The 19,887-nt window shown below is 65.0% G+C and carries 15 protein-coding genes; 10 read left to right on the forward strand and 5 right to left on the reverse strand.

Translation table 11 applies throughout. The features are described from left to right. Positions 1 to 200: 200 nt before the first annotated feature. On the reverse strand, positions 201 to 953 hold the full coding sequence (locus Q0094_RS04220) for a DsbA family protein (protein ID WP_297615578.1): 753 nt from the start codon (positions 951 to 953) through the stop codon (positions 201 to 203). A gap of 185 nt (positions 954 to 1,138) precedes the next feature. Between Q0094_RS04220 and Q0094_RS04225 the strand changes: the two genes are divergently transcribed. The 6 genes from Q0094_RS04225 (at position 1,139) to Q0094_RS04250 (ending at position 9,855) form a co-directional block, all read left to right on the forward strand. Beyond that, on the forward strand, positions 1,139 to 2,287 hold the full coding sequence (locus tag Q0094_RS04225; RefSeq protein ID WP_297615580.1) for an aminotransferase class I/II-fold pyridoxal phosphate-dependent enzyme: 1,149 nt from the start codon (positions 1,139 to 1,141) through the stop codon (positions 2,285 to 2,287). 95 nt (positions 2,288 to 2,382) lie between these two features. Beyond that, positions 2,383 to 3,597, forward strand: a complete 1,215-nt coding sequence (locus Q0094_RS04230) for an N-acetylmuramoyl-L-alanine amidase (RefSeq protein WP_297615582.1) — start codon at positions 2,383 to 2,385, stop codon at positions 3,595 to 3,597. A gap of 82 nt (positions 3,598 to 3,679) precedes the next feature. Next, entirely contained in the window at positions 3,680 to 6,253 is a 2,574-nt protein-coding gene (locus Q0094_RS04235) for a penicillin-binding protein 1A (protein ID WP_297615584.1), read from the forward strand. A 91-nt stretch (positions 6,254 to 6,344) separates the two neighbouring features. Next, the gene (gene prfB / locus Q0094_RS04240) at positions 6,345 to 7,469 is read left to right on the forward strand and encodes a peptide chain release factor 2 (RefSeq protein WP_297615586.1); all 1,125 of its coding nucleotides are present in this window, start codon (positions 6,345 to 6,347) and stop codon (positions 7,467 to 7,469) included. A gap of 132 nt (positions 7,470 to 7,601) precedes the next feature. Beyond that, positions 7,602 to 8,981, forward strand: a complete 1,380-nt coding sequence (locus Q0094_RS04245) for an amidase (RefSeq protein ID WP_297615588.1) — start codon at positions 7,602 to 7,604, stop codon at positions 8,979 to 8,981. A 79-nt stretch (positions 8,982 to 9,060) separates the two neighbouring features. Beyond that, on the forward strand, positions 9,061 to 9,855 hold the full coding sequence (locus Q0094_RS04250) for a DUF2189 domain-containing protein (RefSeq protein WP_297615590.1): 795 nt from the start codon (positions 9,061 to 9,063) through the stop codon (positions 9,853 to 9,855). A gap of 82 nt (positions 9,856 to 9,937) precedes the next feature. Here the strand turns inward: Q0094_RS04250 and Q0094_RS04255 are convergent, their stop codons facing one another. The 4 genes from Q0094_RS04255 to Q0094_RS04270 all read right to left on the reverse strand — a co-directional run bounded on the left by Q0094_RS04255 (position 9,938) and on the right by Q0094_RS04270 (position 13,432). Beyond that, positions 9,938 to 10,504 carry a polymer-forming cytoskeletal protein gene (locus Q0094_RS04255; protein WP_297615592.1) on the reverse strand — a complete coding sequence of 189 codons (567 nt, stop codon included), beginning with the start codon at positions 10,502 to 10,504 and terminating at the stop codon, positions 9,938 to 9,940. Continuing rightward, positions 10,494 to 11,831, reverse strand: coding sequence for a DUF5930 domain-containing protein (locus Q0094_RS04260; RefSeq protein WP_297615604.1), 1,338 nt, complete (start codon positions 11,829 to 11,831; stop codon positions 10,494 to 10,496). The genes Q0094_RS04255 and Q0094_RS04260 overlap by 11 nt, the downstream gene beginning before the upstream one ends. Positions 11,832 to 12,024: 193 nt before the next feature. Next, a complete protein-coding gene (locus Q0094_RS04265; protein ID WP_297615606.1) occupies positions 12,025 to 12,840 on the reverse strand; it encodes a ferritin-like domain-containing protein in 816 nt (271 codons plus the stop codon). 130 nt (positions 12,841 to 12,970) lie between these two features. Then, a complete protein-coding gene (locus Q0094_RS04270) occupies positions 12,971 to 13,432 on the reverse strand; it encodes a peroxiredoxin (protein ID WP_297615594.1) in 462 nt (153 codons plus the stop codon). A 107-nt stretch (positions 13,433 to 13,539) separates the two neighbouring features. Between Q0094_RS04270 and Q0094_RS04275 the strand changes: the two genes are divergently transcribed. The 4 genes from Q0094_RS04275 to Q0094_RS04290 all read left to right on the forward strand — a co-directional run bounded on the left by Q0094_RS04275 (position 13,540) and on the right by Q0094_RS04290 (position 19,859). After that, entirely contained in the window at positions 13,540 to 16,839 is a 3,300-nt protein-coding gene (locus Q0094_RS04275; RefSeq protein WP_297615596.1) for an AsmA-like C-terminal region-containing protein, read from the forward strand. 10 nt (positions 16,840 to 16,849) lie between these two features. After that, positions 16,850 to 17,905, forward strand: coding sequence for a tRNA preQ1(34) S-adenosylmethionine ribosyltransferase-isomerase QueA (gene queA, locus Q0094_RS04280; RefSeq protein ID WP_297615598.1), 1,056 nt, complete (start codon positions 16,850 to 16,852; stop codon positions 17,903 to 17,905). 61 nt (positions 17,906 to 17,966) lie between these two features. Next, positions 17,967 to 19,265, forward strand: coding sequence for an MFS transporter (locus Q0094_RS04285; protein ID WP_297615600.1), 1,299 nt, complete (start codon positions 17,967 to 17,969; stop codon positions 19,263 to 19,265). A gap of 12 nt (positions 19,266 to 19,277) precedes the next feature. Further along, positions 19,278 to 19,859, forward strand: a complete 582-nt coding sequence (locus Q0094_RS04290; protein ID WP_297615602.1) for a DUF924 family protein — start codon at positions 19,278 to 19,280, stop codon at positions 19,857 to 19,859. The last annotated feature ends 28 nt before the right edge of the window (positions 19,860 to 19,887 follow it).

A 19,887-nucleotide genomic window follows, 5' to 3' on the forward strand; every position in this document is an offset into this window, starting at 1 on the left:
CACCAGAGCCAACACCAGAGCCCGCGCCCGAACCGGTCGCCGCTGTGGTTGGCGACATGCCGGCGCAACCGGCCCTGGCCGAAGCGACCCCGCCCAAGCCCCGCCGCAGCGGCTGGTGGTCCAAAGGCTGAAGGTCAGGTTCCGTGCAAAAAAAGGGCGCCCATTGGGGCGCCCTTTTCCTTTTCACGGCAAGATCTGGCTCAATTGTCGCCGTCGCGCAGCATCGTCACGATCTGTTGCATGCCATCGATCGGCACATAGCCCCGCACCATCTGGTCGCCGAACACAAAGGTTGGCGTCCCCGAGATGGACAGCCGCTGGGCCAGCGCGCGGTTGTGGTCGATGGTTGTCTGCACCAGGGGATCGTCGATGGCTGCCATGATGGCCCCGCTGTCCAGACCAAGGCCATCGGTCAGCGCGACCAGCGCGGCTTCGCTCACATCGCCGCGCATGCCCATCAATGCGTCATGCACCGCGAAATAGGCCGCATCCCCCAAACCGATGCGCGTGGCGATGGCAAAGCGCGCGGCAAGCAGCGATTGATCCCCCAGAATCGGAAGCTCCTTGACCACAAGCCGGATGTTGCCGTCGAGTTCGATCAGATCCATCATTTCCGGATGGGCGCGGCGGCAAAAGCCACAGCGGTAATCCATGAATTCCACCACGGTCACGTCGCCCTCCGGGTTGCCCAGCACCACATCGAAGGCAGAACCGAAGATCGCATCGGCATTGGCCGCGACCGCCGCCGCATCGCGCCCCACTTCGGCTTCGGCGTTGCGGCTTTCCAGAACGGCGATCGCCTCCATCAGCACTTCGGGATTGTCGAGCAGATAGGCCCGCACTTCGGCGCGAAAGGCGTCGCGCTGGGCATCGGTCAGATTGTCCAGATCGGTGGCGGCTGCCGGAAGGGCAAGGCCCAGGGCAAGGCCAAGGGCGGCGAGATGTTTTTGCACGGCGGGCACTTTCTGTATCGTGGCAGGGGCAGGGTGCGGCTTGCCTTTTACCACATGCGGGCGGATTGGCCACCACCGCTTGGCCGCACCCCCTGTCACCACGGCGTGATCGTGCAAGGCGCGTTGACGGGGGCGGCGCAGGCTGGTTCAAGGCGCAGGCAATCTTTTCCGAAAGGGCCCTTTCCATGCGCGTTTCGCGTCGCAGCGCCGTTGACCCCTTTATCGTCATGGACGTGATGGAGGCCGCCCGCGCCGCCGAAGCGGCGGGGCGCCATATCATCCATATGGAGGTGGGCCAGCCCGGCACCGGCGCGCCCGCCATCGCCCGCCAACGCCTTTGTGCCGAGATGGAACAGGGGCCGCTGGGGTATACTGTGGCCTTGGGTCGCCCCGATCTGCGGGCGGGCATCGCGGCGCTTTACGGTGAATGGTATGATCTCGATCTCGATCCGGGGCGCGTGGTGCTGACATCGGGGGCCTCGGGGGGGTTCTTGCTGGCGTTCTCGGCGCTGTTTGATGCGGGCGCGCGCGTTGGTCTGGGCGAGCCGTGCTACCCGTCCTATCGCCAGATCCTGACTGCGATGAGCCTGACGCCCGTGGGTCTGCGCACCGAGCTTGCGACCCGCTACCAGCCCACGCCCGCCCATCTGTCGGACGATCTGGATGGGCTGATCGTGGCCAGCCCCGCCAATCCGACCGGCACCATGCTGGGCCGCCCCGAATTGGCGGCGCTGGTCGCGGGCTGTGGCGCGCATGATATCGCGCTGATCTCGGACGAGATTTATCATGGGCTGCAATACGAAGGCCGGGCGGTCAGCGCGCTGGAACTGACCGATGACGTCTACGTCATCAATTCCTTTTCCAAGTATTTCTCGATGACCGGGTGGCGCTTGGGCTGGATGGTGGTGCCGCCGGCCCATGTGCGCGTGATCGAACGGCTGGCGCAAAACATGTTCATCTGCCCCACCCATGCCAGCCAGATCGCCGCCCTGGCCGCGCTTGCCCCCGAAGGACGGGCGGAACTGGATGCGCACCGCGCCGTCTATGCCGAAAACCGCCGGATCTTGCTTGATGGGCTGGCCGCCGCCGGATTGACGCATAGCGCACCCGCCGATGGGGCGTTCTACCTTTATCTCGACGTGTCGGCCTACACAAAGGACAGTCTGGCCCTGTCGGCCGAGATCTTGCACGAGGCGGGCGTTGCCGTCACGCCGGGCCTTGATTTCGACAAGACGCGCGGCGCAGGCTTCTTGCGGCTGTCCTATGCGCGCTCCAGCGCTGAAGTGGCCGAAGGCGTGGCGCGCCTGGTGGCGTTTTTTGCGGCGCGGTCCTGAGCCGGGGGGGATCGGCTCTTGGGCCGGGGGCTGTGGTCTGATAAACTTTCGATATTGATGCAATTGCGGGATCATGCGCTGTGTTGCGAACTGTCTTGACACCGATCCTGGCGGTCCTGGCGATCTGCGCCCTGTGCCTGCCATCTGCCGCACAGACGGGCGACACGGGCTTTGGCGCGCTGGCCCGGCTGATCCCGGCGGAAAGCGGGCTGACCGCCACGACCGACGGTGTCGCCGTTACCCTTGCGCTCAGCCAACCGGTGCCTTTCCGGGTGTTCACCCTGACCGATCCCGCGCGCGTCGTGATCGATTTCCGCGAGGTGGATTTCGGTACCTGGGCGGGCGAGACTGATCTTCCGCCCGCGATCACGGCGCTTGAGGCGGGGCTTGCGCGTGGGTTGGGCTGGTCGCGGCTGGTGCTGTCGCTGGCATCCCCCCATGCCCCCCAGACCGCCGCGATGGCGACCGATCCCCTGACCGGGCGTGCACGGGTCGATGTGCGGCTTGTGCCGGTATCGCAGGCCGAATTCAATGCGTCAGCGACCGGCCTGCCCGATCCGGCCCCGGGTGTCGCGGTGGCCACGGCCCCTGTGCGCATGGCGGATGGGCGCGTGGTGGTGGTGATCGACCCGGGCCATGGCGGGGTCGATCCGGGCGCTGTGCGCGGGTCGCACACCGAAGCCGATCTGGTCTTGCGGTTTTCGCGCGAATTGCGCGATGCGCTGCGCCGCACGGGCCGGGTCGATGTAGTGCTCACGCGCGACGCGGATGTGTTCGTGCCGCTGCCCGCGCGCATCACCGCGGCCCGCGCCGCCGGGGCCGATCTGTTCATCTCGATCCATGCCGATGCCGTGGCCGAGGGGCGCGCGCGGGGCGCCACTGTCTATACCTTGTCTGACACCGCGTCGGATGCGGCCGCCGAGGCTCTGGCCGAACAGCATGACCGCGCCGATCTGTTGCAGGGGATCGATCTGCACGGGTCCGATGACGTCGTGGCGGGGGTCTTGATGGATCTGGCCCGCCTTGACACCGCACCGCGCAGCGTTGCCCTTGCGGGTGCGCTGGTTGACGCGATCGCCGATGCAGGCCTGCGATTGCATGCGCGCCCACAGGGCGAGGCGGGGTTTACCGTGCTGCGCGCGGCCGATATGCCATCGGTCTTGCTCGAGATCGGCTTCATCTCTGATGCCGATGATCTGCGCAATATTCTGGATCCCGAATGGCGCGCGCGGATGCAGATGGCGCTTGTTGCGGCCATCATGGCTTGGGCTGATGCCGATGCCGCGCGCATGGCGCTTGTGCGGCAATGACGGGGCGCCACATCGCTTGCATGTGTTTTGACCCGGCCACGGCGGCTCGTTATAGGATGGGCATCAAGGACGGGCAGATCGCATGATCCGATTCATCATTGGCTTTTTCGGTGCGATCTTCAGCGCCCTGACGCTCGGCATCATTGCTGTGGTCATTGCGGTCGGCGCGGTCTTGTTCATCTATTCCCATGATCTGCCCGGTCATGACGCGCTGGCCAATTACACACCGCCCACGATCAGCCGCATCTATTCCCGCGAAGGCCGGATCGTGGATGAATTTGCCGTCGAACGGCGGCTGTTTGTGCCGGGCGATGAAATTCCCGATCTTGTGGCGCATGCCTTCGTGTCGGCCGAGGATCGCAATTTCTATCAGCACGGCGGCTATGATCCGCGCGCGATTGCCGCGGCCTTCATCGAGGCGGTCCGCTCGCGCGGGCGCGACGTGCGGGGCGCGTCGACCATCACGCAACAGGTGATGAAGAACTTCCTGCTCGATGGTTCGCGCACGGTCGAGCGCAAGGTGCGCGAGATCATTCTGGCCGCGCGCATCGAAACCGCGCTGAGCAAGGACCGCATCCTCGAGTTGTATCTGAACGAGATCTTTCTGGGTCAGAACTCTTATGGGGTGGCCGCCGCCGCACAGACCTATTTCAACACCAATCTCGAGGATCTGACGCTGGAACAGGCGGCCTATCTGGCAGCACTTCCGCAGGCGCCGTCGAATTTCCACCCGGTGCGCGATTACGACCGCGCGATCAGCCGCCGCAACTATGTGCTGCGCGAGATGTTCGAAAACGGCTACATCACCCGCGACCAGATGGACCGCGCTGCAGCCAAGCCGCTTGAGACGGTGCAAGGTGGCCAGATCGAGCCCTTCCGCCTGGCGATGCCGCCGCGCAACTATTTCACCGACGAAATCCGTCGCCAGCTTTCGGCCCAGTATGGCGAGAATGAATTCCTGTCGGGCGGCTATGCGGTGCGTGCCTCGATGGATGATAGCCTGCAGCGGGTGGCCGAGCGTGCCTTGCGGCTGGCGCTGGAAAGCTATGACCGCGAGCAGGGCCTGTGGCGCGGGGCGGCGGCCCGGATCGATCCGGCGCTCCTGACCGATGAGGCCGCATGGCGCGCAGCCCTCGCCAGCATCGAGATCGCCCGCGACATCGATGGGTGGTCGGTCGCCGTGGTGCTGTCGGTCGATGACCAGAGCGCGCGCATCGGCATCGAAGGGCTGGCGCGCGATGACGGGGCGCAGGTGATCCCCGCCGAGGATGTGACATGGGCGCGCCCCCTCAATCCCGACGGGAGCCGCGGGCGGCAGGCGCGCGGGCCCGATGATCTGCTTGCGCCGGGCGATGTCGTGCATGTGCGCGCCGTGACCCGCGACGGCGACGGCGCTGTCTCGGGCTGGTCGCTGCGACAGGTCCCCGAGGTTCAGGGCGGCTTCATGGCGATGGATGTCAACACCGGCCGGGTGCTGGCGATGCAGGGTGGTTTTTCCTATCAGCATTCCTCATTCAACCGCGCCACGCAGGCCACGCGCCAGCCGGGGTCGAGCTTCAAGACGCTGGTCTATGCGGCGGCGCTGGATTCAGGCTACAGCCCCAACACCATCGTCATCGATGCCCCGATCGAATTGGTGACACCCGAAGGCATCTGGCGGCCGCAAAATGCCTCGGACCGCTACTATGGGCCCACGCCCCTGCGCACGGGCATCGAGATGAGCCGCAACCTGATGACGGTGCGTCTGGCGCAAGATGTGGGGATGGAAACCATCGCCCGATATGCCGAACGCTTTGGCGTCTATGACCGGATGCAGCCCTTTCTGGCCAATGCGCTGGGCAGTCAGGAAACGACCCTGTTTCGCATGGTGGCGGCCTATGCGATGTTTGCCAATGGCGGCGAGCGGGTGGAACCGACGCTGGTGGACCGCATTCAGGACCGCTGGGGCAACACCGTCTATCGCCATGACCAGCGGCTTTGCCCCGATTGCCAGTTGGCGTCCCTTGCCCCGGGGCTTGCGCCGGCGGTGATCTCGAACCGGCAGCGCGTGATCAATCCGATCACCGCCTATCAGCTGACCTCGATGATGCAAGGCGTGGTTGATCGCGGCACGGCCGCGTCTTCGGTCAATCTGCCCGTGCCCGCGGCGGGCAAGACCGGCACCACCAACGAGGCGCGCGATGTCTGGTTTGTGGGCTATACATCGTCGATTGCTGCGGGCTGTTACATCGGCTTTGACCAGCCCCGCCCCTTGGGCAGCGCCGCATCAGGCGGTCGCATGTGCGGGCCGGTGTTCAACGAATTCATGCTGGCCGCGATCGAGGAATATGGCGGCGGCCCCTTTGCGGTGCCCGATGGTGGCGTGTTCTATCCGATCGACCGCTTTTCGGGCCAGCGCCTGCCGGATGGCGCACAAGGCGAGGGCGTGGTCTATGAAATGTTCCGTGCCGGCGAAGAGCCCTACTTTGGCGCACAATCCATCATCGATGGTGGCTTTGCCATGGGCGCGGATCTGCCGCTTTATGGCCGTGGCGAGGGTGGCGCGGGGGACGAGATGGGCGATCAGGGCCAAACCGTCGACACCGCCACCGGTGGCGGTGCGCGCGTGCCCACACAATCGGGTTTCGGCACGCTCAGCGCGGGCGGGCTCTATTAGGACCATGGCAAGATCAGGGCCGGGCGAGCCTTGTCGCGGGGCGCGGCGGTGGTATATCAGCGGCTCTGACAGCAGATAAAGGCCGACCCAGATGCGCGCCGAGACGCAATCCAACATCGAAAAGATCCGCAGATCGCTGACCCTTCTGGGTCAGCGCATGGGGGTCGAGACCGCAGCGCACCGGCTTGAGGAATTCAACGCGCGCGTCGAAGACCCCAATCTGTGGAACGATCCCGCCCGCGCGCAAAAGCTGATGCGCGACCGCCAGATGCTGGTCGAACGCATGGACACCCATGAGATGATCCGGCGCGGGCTGGAGGACCATCTTGAGTTGATCGAGTTGGGCGAGGCCGAGGGCGACAGCGAGATCGTGCTGGAGGCCGAGGCGGCGCTGTCGGAACTTGTCGTGAAGGCGGCCAAGAAGGAACTGGAGGCCCTGCTTGATGGTGAGGCCGACGGCAATGACGCATTCCTTGAAATCAACGCGGGCGCGGGCGGCACCGAGGCGTGCGATTGGGCGCAGATGCTGGCGCGCATGTTCGTGCGCTGGGCCGAACGGCGCGGCTACGAGGTCGACCAGCAAGACATGTCACCCGGCACCGAGGCCGGCATCAAGTCGGTGGTCTATCAGATCAAGGGCCCCAATGCCTATGGCTGGATGAAGTCGGAAAGCGGCGTGCATCGGCTGGTGCGTATTTCGCCCTTTGGCAAGGGCACGCGCGAGACCAGTTTTGCCTCGGTCTGGGTCTATCCGGTGGTCGATGACAATATCGAGATCGAGATCAACCCATCTGACATCCGTATCGATACCTATCGTTCGTCCGGCGCGGGGGGGCAGCATGTCAACACCACCGACTCGGCCGTGCGGATCACCCATTTGCCCACCGGCATCGTCACGACAAGCTCGGAAAAGTCGCAGCATCAAAACCGCGACATCGCCATGAAGGCCCTGAAATCGCGGCTTTATCAGATGGAACTTGACCGCCGCAACGAGGCGATCAACGCCGCCCATGAAGCCAAGGGCGAAGCGGGTTGGGGCAATCAGATCCGATCCTATGTGTTGCAGCCCTATCAGATGGTGAAGGATCTGCGCACCGGCTTCGAGACATCGGATACGGGCGGTGTTCTCGATGGCGATCTGGATGGGTTGATGGCAAGCGTTCTGGCGATGGATGTGTCGGGCAAATCGCGTGCCGAGGCGCGGGCAGAGGGCTGAGGGCTGAAGGGGGGCGTCGCCCGCCCTCGGGCCCCGGCTTGGGGCCGCTCGGTCGGGCGATGGGCGCTTGTGGCATCGATCCGGGCAGCGTCTGGTGGGGTGTCGTCTTGAAACGGAGCAGGGGGGCAGGCCATGACCGAACTGTGGCAGATGGGGGCGTTGGGCCTGAGCGCGATGATCGCACGGCGCGAGATTTCGCCCGTTGATCTGATGCGCGATGTCTTGGGCCGGATCGGGGCGGTCAATGGCGCGGTGAATGCCATTGTTGCCCTGCGCGACCGCGAGACGTTGATGGGCGAGGCGCGGCTTGCCGAAGCGATGCCCCCCGACGGCTGGTTGCACGGAATACCGGTTGCGGTGAAGGATCTGGTGGGCGTGCGGGGGGTGCCGTCGAGCTGGGGCTCGCCGATCCTGAAGGATAATGTGCCGCTGGTTGATGACGGGCTGGCGCGGCGGTTGCGCGCGGCGGGCGCGATCATCATCGGCAAGACCAATGTGCCGGCCTTTGGGCTTGGATCGCATACGGTCAATCCGGTCTATGGCGCGACACGCAACCCCTATGATCCGTCGAAAACCGCTGGCGGGTCGTCGGGCGGGGCGGCGGTGGCCTTGGCCACGCGGATGCTGGCTTTGGCCGATGGGTCGGACATGATGGGGTCTTTGCGCAACCCTGCCGCGTGGAACAATGTCTACGGCTTTCGCCCCACGGCTGGGTTGGTGCCGGGCGAGCCGCGCGACAGCGTCTTTCAGCACCGCCTGTCGACCGATGGGCCGATGGCGCGCGACATCGATGATCTGGAGCATCTGCTGGCGACCCTGTCGGACGGGGCCTATCGCCCGGGCCAGGGCCCTGTGCCGCGCCGCCCGCGCATCGGCTGGCTGGGCGATTGGGGCGGGGCCTATGCGATGGCCCCGGGGATCCTGGCACAGGCCGAGACCGCGCTGGGCGTGATGGAAAGCCTGGGCTGGGCGGTCGAACCGCTGCGCCCCCCCTTTGCGGCCGAAGCGTTGTGGGAGGCCTGGTGCGTGCTGCGCCAGTTCGCCGTGGCAATGACCCTCGGGCCCTATTGGCGTGAAGAGGCGCATCAGGCGCTGTTGCCTGCACAGGCGAAATGGGAAATCACCCATGGTTTCGCCCGCAAGGTCGCCGAGGTCGAATGGGCGGCCGAGACGCGGATCGCATGGCTGGGCGCCGCGCGCGAGATGTTTGCCCGGTATGATGCCGTCGTGCTGCCTGCCACACAGCTTTGGCCCTTTGCCGTCGACATGCGCTGGCCCGAGGTGATCGATGGCCATGCGATGGACAGCTATCATCGCTGGATGGAGGTGGTGGTGCCCGCCAGCCTTGCGGGCTTGCCGGCCTTGGCCTTGCCTGCGGGGTTTGGGGCCGATGGCCTTCCCGCCGGGGTTCAGATGATCGGTGCGCCGGGCGCGGATGGGATGCTGATGGCGCTTGGGCGGGCCTATCATGCGGCCACCGATTGGCCGGGAAAAAATCCGCCCGCGTTGTGATCGCGGCGCTTGGCGCGGCGCAGGAACGCGGTCTAGTCTGTCGCCAGCGAGCCTGTCCGTTCCAAGCGAAGAGGGGGCGATGAGCGATCTGACAACACCCCCGGCCGCGCCGTCCAAGGTGCCTGCCTTGCGCCATATGGCGCTGGGCGACATCGCCTATGCGTTGCGCGCCGGGTTTGGGGATTTTCGCCGCAAACCGATGATGGGGCTGTTTTTTGCCCATGTCTATGTGGCGGGCGGGTGGCTGCTTTATGTGTTCTTGTTCATCACCGGGCAAATCTGGTGGGCGATCCCGATCACGCTGGGCTTTCCGCTGATGGGGCCGTTTCTGGCGGTGGGGCTGTACGAGGTCTCGCGCCGTCTGGAGGCGGGGCAGACACAATGGCGGCGCCGCGACATCTTCGGTGTGATCTGGCGCCAAAGGCTGCGGCAATTGCCGTCGATGGCATGGGTGATCATCGTCTATTTCCTGTTCTGGTCGTTTTTCGCCCACATGCTCTTTGCGCTGTTTCTGGGTCCATCTGCCTTGATGAATGTCACCTCGTCCTATGGCTATCTGCTGGAACGCGAGGGGGTCTTGATGCTGTTGATGGGCACGGGCTTTGGTGCGGTTTTCGCCATTGTGCTGTTTTGCCTGACGGCGGTGTCATTGCCGTTGCTCTTGGACAAGGAGTTGGATTTCGTCACCGCGATGCTGACCTCCATCGCGGTGGTCCGGCGCAATCCCTTGGTCATGCTGGCATGGGCTGCAACGATTGCGGGATTGATGGCTCTGGCCTTGCTGCCGGGGCTTTTGGGGCTGTTTCTGGTGTTGCCGGTTCTGGGGCATGCGACATGGCATATCTATCGCCGGGCGCTGGACCCGTTGGACTAGACCATGGGATCGGTGCGGGCAGCAAAAAAGCCGGGCACGCGCCCGGCTTTTTGCATCTGTGGGGCCGTCAAACGGGCCGGGATCAGGAATGATCGCCGCTGGACCCAAGACCTGATCCCGGGCGTGGAACCGCCGGGGCGGGTGTGCTGGCGGTCCGCACGGGGCTCGGCGGGGTGCTGCCCACCGACAGCGGGTCTTCGGCGCGCTGCACGGTCCCTTCGAAATGGGCACCGCTTTCGATGGCGATGGTCTTGTGGATGATATCGCCTTCGACCCGCGCGGTGGCCGTAAGCCGCACCTTGAGGCCACGCACCTTGCCAACCACGCGGCCTGTGACGACGATGTCGTCGGCTGCGATCTCACCCTCGATATTGGCGCTTTCACCCACGGTCAGCAGATGGGCGCGGATATCGCCCTTGACCGTGCCCTCGACCTGAATGTCGCCCGTAGTGCGCAGGTCACCGACCACGGTCAGGTCGGCGCTCAGCAAGGAGGGTGTGGATTTGGATTTTGGTGTAGAGGTCGGGGTCGTGGTCATGTCTGCTCCCGCTTTGGGGCTGGTTTTGGGATCGAAGGCCTGGCCCTCGGCGCTGCTTTCGGCGCCGGATACCTTGGCCCCGGGTTCATTGATCTTGGATTTAGAAAACATTACGCCCTGCCGTGATGAAGGTCATCGGGTTCACTGGATCGCCGTTGCGCCGCACCTCATAGTGGAGATGCGTGCCGGTACACCGTCCACTACAGCCCATATCACCGATATGCGCGCCGCGCGAGACCCTTTCGCCCTGTCTGACATGCAGGCGGGTCAGATGCGCATAGCGCGTGGTGATCCCGAAGCCGTGATCGATGTCGATCATCAGACCATATCCGCTGTGTCGGCCGGCAAACACCACCCGGCCATCGCCGCCGGCCACGATATGGGTGCCCCGCGAACCCGCGAAATCCACCCCGGCATGCAGCCTGCGGCCACCGCTGAAGGGATCACGGCGATACCCAAAGCCCGATGTATGGCGGTAGGCACCGCGCACAGGGGTCGAAAAAGGCAGTGTTTCGGCGGCGATCCTGCGCAGGTTCAGCGCATCGAGTTGTTCCAGCAATTCATTGGCCCGCAGCGACATGGCATCGGGTGCGCCGTCGGTCATGGTGGACACGGCGATGGGCATCAGCGGCCCGCCCTGTCCGCCATAGGCGGCCTGCAACTGTCCGATCAACCGGTCGGTGGGAATGCCCGACGCCTCCAGCAGCCGATCAAGCGGCTCCATCGACATGGCAACGGCTTCTTCGATCTGACGGAAAACCCGGTCTTGCCGTTCCTGATCCAGCGCGTCGGCATAGGCCAGACGTTCCATTTCCTCGGCGGCCTGTGTCACCAGAACCGCGGCCCCGTCGCGCTGGTCGGCGGTGGCATCGAGCGCGCCGGCCAAAACATCGATTGCGCGGCTCAATTCGGCCTCGCGGCCGGCGGCGGTCTGTGTGGTGCCGGTTTCGGCCTGTAACTCGGCCTCTAGCAGAGACAATTCGGCGCGGGCGCTGTCGCGGTCACGGATGGTGCGGCGCAAGGTGGCTTGGATCGCATCTACCGCGGTTTCCAGTTCACGGCGGAGCTCTTCGGACTCCAGCAGCCGCACCTGCATTGCCGCGACCTGATCCATCGCGGTCGAAAACCGCTCTTGCGCTTGCAGCGCTTCGGCGGTGCGCACCTCCACCTCATAAGACAGGGCATTGAGCCGGTTGTGAAACTCAAGGCTTTCCCTCGCCGCCTGGTCGCGTGCGCTGCCCGCAGAGATGGCATCGATCAGCACGATGGCGGTGATGATGACAGTCCACCCCAACACACCCGCAAGGCTCATCAGGATCATGGCCTGTGTCGCCGGTCGCAACCGGATGAAGCGGGTGCTTTTGTCGGACTTCAGGAAAAGCCGCTGTTCGGGCAGCCGGTGTTCCATCATCGCCTTCAGGCGACCTATGACAGGCATTGTCACGATACTGGTCCCACCTTACCCCTGGTTTTGCCGCGCGTGATGGCTGGTGTGCCACCGCGACGACCTGCACAGGGAATACGCATGACCCGATCACGGCTCAACCATCGATCCGCAGGCCTGCGCAAACATGCCGTATTCGGGTGCAAATGGGCAAAATTCCGCCGATCAAGCGGTCGATTGACCGCGATCAATGCGCCAGGGGCCAATAGAAATCCGGCGGCAGCCCGGCCTCGGCGCGCTTTTCCTCGTTGAAGGGCGGCTTGAGTGCGCCGTGGAAATAGCGCTGCACAAGGCTGTGAAACGCCTCTTTCGGGTCCAGCTCATGACGGCCACACAGGAAATGGAACCATTTCGAGCCATAGGCCACATGGTGAACCTCTTCGGCATAGATGATGCGCAGCGCCTCGGCGGCTTGCGCGGCGCAGGCATCATCGGTGGCGCGTTCGAAAATGCTGATCATGCCGGGCGTCACGTCAAGACCGCGCGCCTCAAGCACCATCGGCACCACGGCCAGCCGCCCCATCAGGTCTTGCGCCGTATCCTCGGCGGCCCGCCACATGCCCGCATGGGCCGGCAGCGCGCCATACTGGCTGCCCATCGCCTCAAGACAATCGGCCATCAGGTTGAAATGTTTTGATTCTTCATCAGCAGCCTTGACCCAGTCATCATAGAATCCGGCGGGCATCGGCGTCTCGGTGAAGCGTGCGATGATGTCCCAATGCAGGTCGACCGCGTTCAATTCGATATGGGCGACCGCATGCAACAGCGCGATGCGGCCAGCCTGTGTGCCGGTGCGCCGTCGCGGCACGTCGCGCGGATCGAGCAGATCGGGCTTGTCGGGCCGCGCGGGGCGCAGCGGCGGGTGTGCATGGCCGATGGGCGGCAAGGCGCCCGTGTCGCGCGCGCCCTGCCATTGAGCGGCAAATCGGCGTGACAGGGCGGTCTTTTCGCGCCCGCAGGCGGTGCTCAGAACCGCCTCGGCCATCTTTGCAAGGGGAAGCATCTCGGTCATGAGGACCCGTTTCGGCTGATGGTACCGCTTCGTCAAGGGGGGCGGAAAACCTCAGGTTTTCCGCACGGAAAAACCCGGGTTTTTCCGTGCGTTTTCCGTGCGGAAAACGCCCCCCTCCCAATCACAGCGCCTTGAGCGCTGCCAGCACCGCTTCGGCGTGACCGGGCACCTTGACCTTGCGCCACTGGGCGCGCAGCATGCCCGCCCCGTCGATCAGAAAGGTCGACCGCTCGATGCCCATGTAGCTTTTGCCATACATGGATTTCTCGGCCCAGACGCCATAGCGTTCGCACAGATCGCTGTGTTCATCCGACGCCAGGATCACGCCCAGACCGTGCTTGGCCACGAATTTGTCATGGGCTTTCACGCTGTCCTTGGACACGCCGATCACCACCGCCCCCGCGGCGGCAAAGTCATCGGCCAGCGCGGTGAAATCCCGGGCCTCGGTCGTGCAGCCCGAGGTGTCATCCTTGGGATAGAAATAGAGCACCACCGCCCGCGGACGCAGCGCCGACAGCGTGATCGTGTCGCCGCCATCGCGGGGCAGGGTAAAGTCCGGGGCGGGGCTGCCAATTTCGGTCATCTTGTCCTCTCGCTTTGCTCTGTCATCTGGCATATCGGCGCATGAACGCCCGATGCTGTGCAAGCTAGGGGCTTTGCCGCCAAGATAAAGGCCGGACAAACGCGCCGATGACACAAGATGATCAGGCCACCCACAGGGGCGACAACGCCGCCGCGCCCGCCCAGCGGCACGCGCGGGCGCGCTGGCGGCTTCTTGCGGCGCTGATGCTGTTGGTCATCATCGTGCTGCCGGTGGCTGCGGGAGGTGCGCTTTGGCTCAGGCTTGCCGCAGGGCCCGTCCGCTTTCCGGCCTTTGTGACAGACCGCATCGAAGCCCGGCTGGATGCGGCCATGGTGGCCAATCAACTGAACATCGGCTGGATCGACATCAGCCGGCCCGCGGGCGCGATGGCGCTGGATCTGGCGCTGCGCGATCTGCGGCTGACCGATCCTGATGGCGCGCCGCGGGCGGTGTTTCCGGCCGTCATCGTCAGCCTGTCGACCCGGGCCTTGCTGCAAGGCAGTGTGGAACCCTTGCGCGTCGATCTGCAAGGGGCCGGGCTGCGGCTGGCGCGCGATGCGACGGGCCGGATCGATCTGGCGCTCCTGGCTGGCGACACCGCCGCCGAGCTCGGCCTTGCCGAAACATTGGCCCGGCTGGATCGGATGTTTGCAACCCCGCTGTTGTCGCGTCTGGAAACGGTGCGGGGTCGGGGGCTGGAACTGGTGATGGCCGATGCGATCACCGGCCAGACGATGCGGGTCAGTGACGCCGAAATGCGGCTGGAACGGCGCGATGGCACATTGACCCTCCGGGTGGGTGGTGCGCTGGCGGGCAGCCGGGCCGCAACGCTTGACATCGGGCTGTCGCGCGGCGGGCAGGCCGGGGTCACCGAAATCGCGCTTGCCTTCGAGGGTCTGGCGGCGCGCGATCTGGCGACGGTTGGTCCGGCGCTGGCCTGGGTCGATCTGATGCGGGCGCCGATTTCGGGTCAGGTGGATGGGGTCTTGGCGGATGATGGAACGCTCGGCGATCTTGCGCTGCGCCTTGACATCGGCCCGGGTCATGTCCGCGCGACCCAGAACGGTGCGGCCTTCGCCTTTGACAGCCTGAGCACCATGCTGCGCTATGATGCGCGGCGGGGTCGCATCTTGTTCGAGCGGTTCGACCTTGGTGCCCCCGATCTGGCCTTCAGCGCCAGCGGGCATGCCGATCCCGCGATGGATGGAACGCGCTATACCGGTCAGTTTCAGCTGACCGACATCGTCGTTTCGCGGACCGATCTCTGGCCTGACCGTCTGGATCTGGCCGGCGCGCTGGTGGATTTCCGCCTTTCGCTTGGCCAGACTGTCAAGATCGAGATCGGGCAGGCGGTGATCGGCCATGACGGCCGCAGGCTTTCGGCCGAGGGCCATCTTGCCATGACACCCGAGGGGTTGGATCTGTCCTTCGATCTGGCGGTGCCCGAGATAACCGCCCCCGAGGTCTTGGGATATTGGCCGGTCAGCCTTGTCCCCGATACGCGGCGCTGGCTGGCCGCCAATCTTTCGGATGCGCGGCTGTCGGGGGTGGATGTCGCGCTGCGCGCCCGGCCGGGCAAGGCGCTGAGCTATGCGGTGGGGGTCGATTTCACAGACGCAGCCGTGCGGGTCTTGCCCGATCTGCCCGCCATTGAACATGGCGCGGGGTATCTGTCGCTGATCGGTCCTGTGTTGAGCTTGCGGCTGGATCAGGGGCGCATGACTGTCCCCGGCGGTGGTCAGGTGGTGCTGGATGGATCGGGCATGAGCGTGGCCGATACGCGGGTCAAAGGTGCCGAGGCGCAGATCGATGTAAGCCTTGCGGGGGGGCTTGGCGATGTGTTGCGGCTGATGCAGGCGCCACCCGTGCGGCTGTTTGCCGCCGGCGCCATGACGCCCGAACGCTTCGGGACGGGCACGGCCCGGATGCGTGCGGCTGTGACCACGCGGCTGATGCGCCAGGAAGGGATGGGCGACACCCGTTTTGATCTGTCGGGTGACGTCACTGCTTTTGCCTCCGATCAACTGGTGCCCGGTCGCGGGATTACGGCGGAACGGCTTGATTTCACGGTCAGCCCGGATGCTGTGCGCGTCTGGGGCGCGGCGCGGTTTGACGACCTGCCGCTGGAGGGGCAGTGGACCAGAGCCTTGGGCCCCGACGCGCCGCGCGCCTCGCGGCTGGAGGCCGAGGCGGTGATCACGCGCGACCGCTTGGCCGCCCTTGGTGTCGACCTGCCCGATGGGCTGTTTTCAGGCCAGATGCTGGCGGCCCTGGCCCTTGATCTGCCCGATGGCGCATCACCGCAATTGCGCGTCACCTCTGATCTTTTCGGGGCAAATCTGGCGCTGGCCCCCTTGGGATGGCGACAGGCGGCAGATCAGCGGGGGCAGGTATCAGCCACGATCCGGCTGGGCACCAACCCCGAGGTGACCAAGCTTGATCTGGCCGTGGGCGGGCTTGCCATTGCGGGCCGCGCCGCGTTGACCGCAGGTCGCGGTCTGGACCGGCTTACGGCCGAACGGTTTCGTCTGGATGGCTGGCTCGATGTGACCGGTGCGCTGATCGCGCGTGGACCGGGGCGCGCGCCCACCATCGAGATCACCGGCGGCACCGTCGATCTGCGCGGTGCGCCACAGATCGAACAGGGCGGCGGCACACATACGCCCGAGGGGGGGCCGATATCGGTGACGCTTGACCGGCTGCAGGTGACCGAAGGCATCGCGATCAGCCCGCTCTTGGCCGATCTGACCACGCAAGGCGGGCTGTCGGGCCAGTTTCGCGGGCGGGTGAACGGTGGCGCACAGGTCACGGGCACGCTGGTCAGCAGCCAAACCGGCCCCGCGATCCGCCTCAGGGCTGCCGATGGGGGCGATGTGCTGCGATCCGCGGGTGTGTTCCGCTCGGCCTATGGCGGCGAGATGGAGTTGATCTTGCAAGCCAGCGGCGGGCCGGGGGCCTATGATGGGCTGCTGCGCATCGACAACCCGCGTCTGCGCGACGCACCGGTGCTGGCCGAGATGCTGAACGTCGTCTCGATCGTGGGTCTGATCGACCAGCTGGGTGGCGACGGCATCAGCATGGGTGAGGTCGAGGCGCGGTTCCGCGTCACGCCAACCAGGCTGATCTTGTCCGAGGGCGTTGCCGTCGGCCCGGCCTTGGGGTTGTCGCTGGATGGGAGCTATGATCTGGCCTCGCGGGAGCTGCAGATGCAGGGGGTGATTTCGCCGCTCAATGTCGTGAATGGCGTGATCGGCGCAATCTTCAGCCCTCGCCGCGAGGGGCTGTTTGGTTTTGCCTATCAGTTGACGGGGAACGCACAAAGCCCGCAGGTCACCGTGAACCCCTTTTCGATTCTGACCCCCGGCGTGTTCCGCGAGATTTTTCGGCGGCCACCACCCAGCAACTGACCGGATGCCGATGAAACTTGACGATTTCGATTTCCACCTTCCCGAAGGTCTGATCGCCACCCGGCCTGTGCGCCCCCGGTCTTCGGCGCGGCTGTTGTTTGCCGATGGCGCGGCCACCCATGACAGGCATGTCTTTGAGCTGCCGTCGATCTTGCGGCGCGGCGACCGGCTGATCCTGAACGACACGCGTGTGATCCCCGCGCGGCTGACCGGCGCGCGCACGCGCGACAGCGCACAAGGCGCTGTGACGGCAAAGATCGAGGTCACGCTGATGGAGCCACAACCCGATGGCACATGGTCGGCGCTGGCCAAGCCGATGCGCAAACTGCGACTTGGTGAAACAGTCAAATTTTCCAATGATTTGTCAGCTGATGTTGCGGTGTTGGATGATGGTTTGCGGCTGCGTTTCAACCTGACGGGGGCTGATTTCGACGCGGCGCTCAACGCCTCGGGCGCGATGCCCCTGCCGCCCTATATCGCGGGCAAGCGCGCCCCCGATGAACGCGACCACGAGGATTATCAGACCATCTGGGCCAGGCGCGCGGGGGCTGTCGCGGCCCCGACCGCGTCGTTGCATTTCGATGAGGCACTGGTGGCCGCCCTTCAGCCGGCGGGGATCGATGTCACCTTTGTCACGCTGCATGTGGGGGCGGGCACGTTTTTGCCGGTCACGGTTGATGACGTGACCACCCACCGCATGCATGCCGAATGGGGCGAGGTGCGCGCACAAGCGGCCGCCGAGATGAACGCAACCCGTGCTGCGGGCGGGCGGATCATTCCCGTGGGCACCACCGCGCTGCGGCTGATCGAAACGGCAGCCACCCCGGATGGCCGCATGCACCCCTATGAGGGCGAAACCGACATCTTCATCTATCCCGGCTATGCGTGGAAGATCACCGATGGGCTGATGACCAATTTCCACCTGCCCAAGTCGACGCTGATGATGCTGGTATCGGCCTTGATGGGGCAAGATCGGGTGCGCGACATCTATGCCCATGCGATCAACGCGCAGTATCGCTTCTTTTCCTATGGTGACGCGTCTCTCCTGATTCCGTCGCAGACGTGACAGACCGGGCAAGTCAGGCAACCGCAGTATTGCGTCCGAGGTCAGCGAAAGGCGCCGTGTGATGATCCATGTTCTGCGTGCTTCCTGGGCGCTTTTGCTGGGCATGTTCCTGTTGCAGATCGGCAATGGGCTTCAGGGCTCGTTGATGGGGGTGCGCGGCGCGATCGAGGGGTTTTCCACCTATGAGCTGTCCTTTATCGCATCGGCCTATTTCCTTGGCTTTCTGGGCGGATCGCGTTTTGCGCCGGTCTTTATCGCCAAGGTGGGCCATGTGCGGGTTTTCGCGGCGCTGGGCTCGCTGATATCGGCCACCTTGATCAGCTATCCGGTGCTGACCGATCCCTATGCCTGGATGGTGTTGCGCGTCATCCTGGGCTTCAGCCTGTCGGGGGTCTATGTGACCGCTGAAAGCTGGCTCAACGATGCCTCGACCAACACCACGCGCGGCCAGTCCTTGTCGGCCTATGTGCTGGTGCAGATGTTCGGGCTGGTCGCGGGGCAGGGGATTTTGTCGGCGGGCGACCCGTCGGGGTATTTGTTGTTCATCATCCCCTCGATCCTTGTGTCGATCAGCTTTGCCCCGATCCTGTTGTCGGTCCAGCCCGCCCCGGCCTTTCAGGCGGCCCGGCCGATGAGCCTGTTGTCGCTTTACCGCGCCTCGCCCTTTGGCACGATCGGCATGCTGCTGATGGGGGCGGTCTATGCGATGCAGTTCGGCATGGGCTCGGTCTATGCCACCGAGATGGGCCTGAGCCTTGGGCAGATTTCGCTGTTCATCTCGGCAATCTGGCTGGGTGCGATTGTGTTGCAATACCCGTTGGGCTGGTTGTCGGACCGGATGGATCGGCGCGTCCTGATCGTGGCCAGCGCCACGCTTGCGGGCGTGGTGGGTCTGGCGGGGTTCGCCTTTGCCGAAAGCTTCGCGGTGCTGGTGGTGGTGTCCGCTTTGGTCGGCGGTCTGTCACAGCCGCTTTACGCGCTGCTGATCGCCTACACCAATGACTACCTGTCGCCCGAAGACATGCCTTCGGCCTCGGGTGGGTTGATCTTTCTCAACGGGTTGGGCGCCATCAGCGGGCCGCCGCTGGCCGGTCTTGCCATGTCGCTGATGGGGCCGGGGGGCTATTGGCTGATGATGGCGGTGTTCTTGTTCCTGACGGCCGCCTACGGGCTGTGGCGGATGACGCGGCGCGCATCGGTCTATGCGGGCGCCAAGGATTACGAACCGGTCTCCTATCCCAATATCTTGCCCGGCGCGTCGCCTGTTGCGGTCGAGACCGCGCAAGGCTTGTATGTCGAGGCCACCGAGGCCAATGATCTTGAAACCAGAGCCGCCCAGACCGGGGGCCAAGGCCGCTAAAGGAACGGTCCGATGCGCAAGACACACCCAAACCGCGCCGGTGAAATCCTGACCTTCTGGCAAGAGGCGGGCACCCAGATGTGGTATCGGCACGATCCGATCTTTGACCGCACCATCCGCGACCGGTTTGGCGCCTTGTGGGAACAGGCCTGTGACGGGGCCTGCGATCATTGGGCGATGGGGCCCAAGGGGGCCTTGGCGCTGATCATCCTGACCGACCAGTTCCCGCGCAACATGTTCCGCGACAGCCCGCGCGCCTTTGCCTCGGACCGGCGTGCGCTGCGCATCGCGGCCTCGGCGTTGAACCATGGATGGGATCTGCGGCTGGACGGTCCGCTGCGGCAGTTCTTTTACCTGCCCTACATGCATTCCGAGATGCTGACCGATCAGGATCGCGCCGTGCGCCTGTTCAAGGCGCGCATGGCCGAGGGCGACACCTTGCTGCACGCCCGCGCCCATCGTGAGGTGATCCGCCGCTATGGCCGCTTTCCGTATCGCAACGCCGCGCTTGGTCGCGTCTCCACCCCCGAGGAGGCGGCTTTTCTGGCCGATGGCGGTTATGGCGCGATGGTTCGGGAGCTGCGCGGCGCGTGACGCCGGGCCGTGGGAAAACCCGGGTTTT

This window comes from uncultured Roseicyclus sp. (assembly GCF_937892565.1).
Lineage (GTDB): Bacteria > Pseudomonadota > Alphaproteobacteria > Rhodobacterales > Rhodobacteraceae > Roseicyclus.

Coding starts and splice junctions, on each gene's coding strand:
- queA (WP_297615598.1), top strand. CDS start 16,850: ATGAAACTTGACGATTTCGATTTCCACCTTCCCGAAGGTCTGATCGCC.
- Q0094_RS04270 (WP_297615594.1), bottom strand. CDS start 13,432: ATGACCGAAATTGGCAGCCCCGCCCCGGACTTTACCCTGCCCCGCGAT.
- Q0094_RS04260 (WP_297615604.1), bottom strand. CDS start 11,831: ATGCCTGTCATAGGTCGCCTGAAGGCGATGATGGAACACCGGCTGCCC.
- Q0094_RS04290 (WP_297615602.1), top strand. CDS start 19,278: ATGCGCAAGACACACCCAAACCGCGCCGGTGAAATCCTGACCTTCTGG.
- Q0094_RS04255 (WP_297615592.1), bottom strand. CDS start 10,504: ATGTTTTCTAAATCCAAGATCAATGAACCCGGGGCCAAGGTATCCGGC.
- Q0094_RS04245 (WP_297615588.1), top strand. CDS start 7,602: ATGACCGAACTGTGGCAGATGGGGGCGTTGGGCCTGAGCGCGATGATC.
- Q0094_RS04265 (WP_297615606.1), bottom strand. CDS start 12,840: ATGCTTCCCCTTGCAAAGATGGCCGAGGCGGTTCTGAGCACCGCCTGC.
- prfB (WP_297615586.1), top strand. CDS start 6,345: ATGCGCGCCGAGACGCAATCCAACATCGAAAAGATCCGCAGATCGCTG.
- Q0094_RS04275 (WP_297615596.1), top strand. CDS start 13,540: ATGACACAAGATGATCAGGCCACCCACAGGGGCGACAACGCCGCCGCG.
- Q0094_RS04250 (WP_297615590.1), top strand. CDS start 9,061: ATGAGCGATCTGACAACACCCCCGGCCGCGCCGTCCAAGGTGCCTGCC.
- Q0094_RS04285 (WP_297615600.1), top strand. CDS start 17,967: ATGATCCATGTTCTGCGTGCTTCCTGGGCGCTTTTGCTGGGCATGTTC.
- Q0094_RS04235 (WP_297615584.1), top strand. CDS start 3,680: ATGATCCGATTCATCATTGGCTTTTTCGGTGCGATCTTCAGCGCCCTG.
- Q0094_RS04225 (WP_297615580.1), top strand. CDS start 1,139: ATGCGCGTTTCGCGTCGCAGCGCCGTTGACCCCTTTATCGTCATGGAC.